The organism is Priestia sp. KCTC 13724, assembly GCF_056820425.1.
The window spans coordinates 1-3,658 of record NZ_JBXDLD010000008.1 but is presented as its reverse complement, the minus strand read 5'-3'; the positions used below and the strand labels follow the sequence as shown (position 1 = coordinate 3,658).

3 protein-coding genes and 2 pseudogenes are annotated in these 3,658 nt (G+C 35.4%); 1 reads left to right on the top strand and 4 read right to left on the bottom strand.

Going from position 1 to position 3,658, the window contains the following annotated elements; translation table 11 throughout:
• Positions 1 to 820 (top strand): annotated as a pseudogene (locus tag AC1UFB_RS01115) (IS4 family transposase); the annotation flags it as partial.
• A gap of 576 nt (positions 821 to 1,396) precedes the next feature.
• Here AC1UFB_RS01115 and AC1UFB_RS01110 read toward each other — a convergent pair.
• The 4 genes and pseudogenes from AC1UFB_RS01110 to AC1UFB_RS01095 all read right to left on the bottom strand — a co-directional run bounded on the left by AC1UFB_RS01110 (position 1,397) and on the right by AC1UFB_RS01095 (position 3,566).
• Complete coding sequence (locus AC1UFB_RS01110) at positions 1,397 to 1,570, bottom strand: hypothetical protein (RefSeq protein WP_326046639.1); 174 nt, start codon at positions 1,568 to 1,570, stop codon at positions 1,397 to 1,399.
• A gap of 242 nt (positions 1,571 to 1,812) precedes the next feature.
• A complete protein-coding gene (locus AC1UFB_RS01105) occupies positions 1,813 to 2,487 on the bottom strand; it encodes a DUF421 domain-containing protein (protein ID WP_328101508.1) in 675 nt (224 codons plus the stop codon).
• A gap of 115 nt (positions 2,488 to 2,602) precedes the next feature.
• Positions 2,603 to 3,147 (bottom strand): annotated as a pseudogene (locus AC1UFB_RS01100) (YetF domain-containing protein); the annotation flags it as partial.
• 206 nt (positions 3,148 to 3,353) lie between these two features.
• Positions 3,354 to 3,566: a hypothetical protein gene (locus tag AC1UFB_RS01095; RefSeq protein WP_482588330.1), complete on the bottom strand. Its 213-nt coding sequence runs from the start codon at positions 3,564 to 3,566 to the stop codon at positions 3,354 to 3,356.
• Positions 3,567 to 3,658 lie beyond the last annotated feature (92 nt).

Genomic DNA, 3,658 nt, shown 5'->3' with positions numbered 1-3,658 from the left:
ACCTACAAAAAGCAACCGAACTAGAATCAATTAGCTTTTCGCAACTGGGACGCCGGCTAAATCAAGTGCTGACAGAGGTGTTCCAGCAGGTGTTTCTAGATTTAGTCGCGCAAATTCATAAGAAAACGCATTTTGAAAAGCGACGGAAAATGACAACACCACTGAAAATCATCGACTCGGCTGTTCATACCCGGATAAAGCGGTGTTAACGAATGCGATTGAACATGATCGAGGTCAGCTAGAAGTACTTGTTGACGACAAAGAGTGCATGTATGTTTTTGACCGTAGTTACTTGGATTACAAGCAATTTGACCGTATGACAGACGACGGGTATTTCTTTGTCTCACGCTTACGAAAAAACGCCGTTACACATCAAATCGAGAAATTTCACCTTCCAAAAAATTCAACTGTTTTATCAGATGAAATGATTTCTTTGGGCACAGCACAAAGTCAGGCTGGTAATGAGTTTCGACTACTGAAAGTGATGGATTCAAAAGGGAATGAGCTGCACCTCATCACGAATCGTTTCGACTTAAATGCGGATGAACTCGCTGAACTGTACAAATCACGCTGGGCAATCGAGCTGTTTTTCAAGTGGATGAAACAACACTTGAACATCAAAAAGTTCTACGGACAAAGCGAACAAGCTGTCCATAATCAAGTGTACATCGCGATGATTGTCTACTGTTTAAACGTACTGGCTCAGTTGGGTACAAACAGTTCACGGACGTACTTACAAATTAGTCGGTTGTTAAAAGCAGCACCGTGGAAATCCGCACACATTTGGAGTCGAAAAATAGCAGGAAGAGCTGTCCCGTAAAGGTTTAACCGTCTCTGTCGCCCTCGCCAAAGGTTATAGTGAAAAAATGGATGATTACTACCTCTGTTCACGTGTCTTCATTTTTCTTCTCAAACGGAAAAATAATAAAACAGAAAATTCAGTCAATATTTATGCAACGTTAGTGTATCCATTTGTTAATCTTCCGCTCAGATCAGGATGGTCCAGATCAACCCAAGTGTCTATAACAGCAATAATAATATGTTCATCCCCTGTTGTAATATCCCAGCCTGCTTCGGCTTGAATGATCGGTAAGTTCCATTGATATTGTTCGCGGTATAGCAGATTATTAGGAAGTCCAATTTTATTTTGCAGATAAAGATAATTGGGATAGGTGTACCACGGAAATTAACGGTACCCATTACTTTGGTGCCTATAATGGAATTAATGGTAAGTATACCTCTAATGATTGGTCTTCCAGCTATAGAAGCATCAATACCCCATACAGATGGAAATGGGATACTAATCATGGTTTGGGTGCGGTTTGCAAAGTGGTCCTCTCCCTTATTTAATTTTAAAATATTCTTATAAAAACACATATTAGCGTTTTAGAAACACTTAATAAAATCTTTCATTAACTTCCCATGATTCAACTGTTTTAAAAGCAGTTTGTGGGTCATATCCTTTTCCCAGTAAATAAGTCATGGCTACTACTTCTGAAAGGGCATGAGAATATGATGTAAATGTTGCTTCTTGCAAACCATAATTCAGAAAAGGTATTACAGTACGCAAAGTTTCACTTTTTACCCCCCATAGGGAGTATAAAAACTGGGGTATGAAAAGGGGTATAAAAACATTTGGTTTCTCAGATCCTTCCTTATAAATACTTCGAACTTAATGCTATCTTATGAATAAGGTAATATTTGGGTTGTTTGTACCATTAAAAATCCATATTTGCCTATCTGAGAATAAAATATAAGAAGGAGTAAATAAGAGAAAACATTAATTTATAGTGGGAGGAAAGCGTCTTAAAATTAGTCGTTAACATCTATTTTGTTAATGGTTAATGAATGATCGGTATCTCTAACAGCAGCGTAAAAAATATCTTTGATTTGAAGATATCCCTTTGCCTTTAGTTCTTCCTTTAACCACTTTTCATTTTTGTTGATTAATTTTAAATTACGCTTTTGCACTTTCCCTTCAATGACAACGGCTATGGGTAATCCGCGGTATTCCACTTTCATATGTAAATCTTTTGGAGTAATAGGAACTAATTCTTTTCTTGGAAAAATGCTAATTTCACCTGTTGCTTCCAAAATCGCATATTCAATATCGTGAATATCCGGATATCCTGATGTTCTTAAATTAGACAACAGCTCAGGTAAAGGATATCTACTTTCCTTTAAATTTCGATAGATAATTTTCCCGTGTTTAATTAGAATAGTCGGTTTTCCGATAATAAAAGAGTTTAACTTATTTAATAAACTTAACTTTGATATAAATAGATGAATGCATGTTATTACAATGACTCCAATAATCCCCTCCATCACTCCGTTTACTTTAATAGAACCAAAAGCTAAATAAGATAAAAAAAGAATCGCTCCAAAATCATGAGGGGTAAGTTGGGCTAGAGCTGATTTCCCTAAAATTTTTACTGCTACAATAAACACAATATAGATAAAAATAACTTTAACTAAAAAAATAGACACTTCTAACACCTCGTAAAAAAATTCACCTTAGTCCGAAATTGGACTAAGGTTTTTAAACTTTTTTCAATTAAAAATGGTATCTTTTTTTCGTCATGTATGAATCTAAGCTAAATCCTTATCCTTTTAAAATAGGGGTCACTTTATCAATGGCTTCTTGTAATTTTTCACTGTTTAACCTATACATTTGTTTGGCCTCTTTTGATTCCGTTCCAAGAGCAAATAGTTCTAAGTCTGCTTGACATTTTTTCAAGGTTGAAAGAATTAAGGGTCTTTCTTGAGGGGGGCGACTTGTAATTTATCGTCAAACAGATCAATCGTTAACTCTCCGTAAGAATTAACCTGTCCAAGAAATACATTTTCAATCGTTACCCCTAGTTTTTCTAATTCAGTATGTAGCCAAGCCCGACTTCGTCCAATCGTGGCTAGTGGTTCATCCATTATTGCACCATCCATAATAATGGTCTGAGGCTCCTTGATTGAAGCAACCTTCAAGTTTATATCCTTTGCTGTTAAAGGTTGATTTTCTTTCTTTAGCATCACAGATAAATCACCTGTTGGCTCTAAAACAGCAAATTCTACATCAGAGACTTGAAAGACATCCTTCCTGCGAAGTAGCTCTAACAGTTCATCTGTCGTATATCTTTCCTTTTTTAAGTTCTTCTTATTCATATCGTTTTTTTTCAGTCTTTGCTCGACCTTTTCAAGCTCCCAGAATATTTTTTTATCAGTCGAAACAAAAACTTTATAGTCCGGATATATTTTTTCTAAGTCGGATTTTACTGACTTCTAGATACTCTTTAATCGAAATCGATCAAAATTCTCAACTTTAATCGCTGCCAAAAGCTCTTTATCAGTATTCACAACTTTTACGTCTGTAATATATCTTCCTTGGCAATTATCTTTTCTTTCGCATGATTGGCAACGGATTGATCAATTGGCTTACTTGTATGTACTTGTGAAATACCAAAAGTACTATTACCTTGAATAAATTCATTTTGATTACCATTACATCCTGATGCGAAACCAATGACCATTATAATAAAAAGTAGGTTTTTCAATGTGGTTATTTTATCTTTCAAAAAAATAACCTCCATGTTTTTCCATTATTTGAACAGCTGAAAAAAGGTTGGTTAAGAGGCCAACCTTTTTTCGCCTTACTAATTACTGTTGT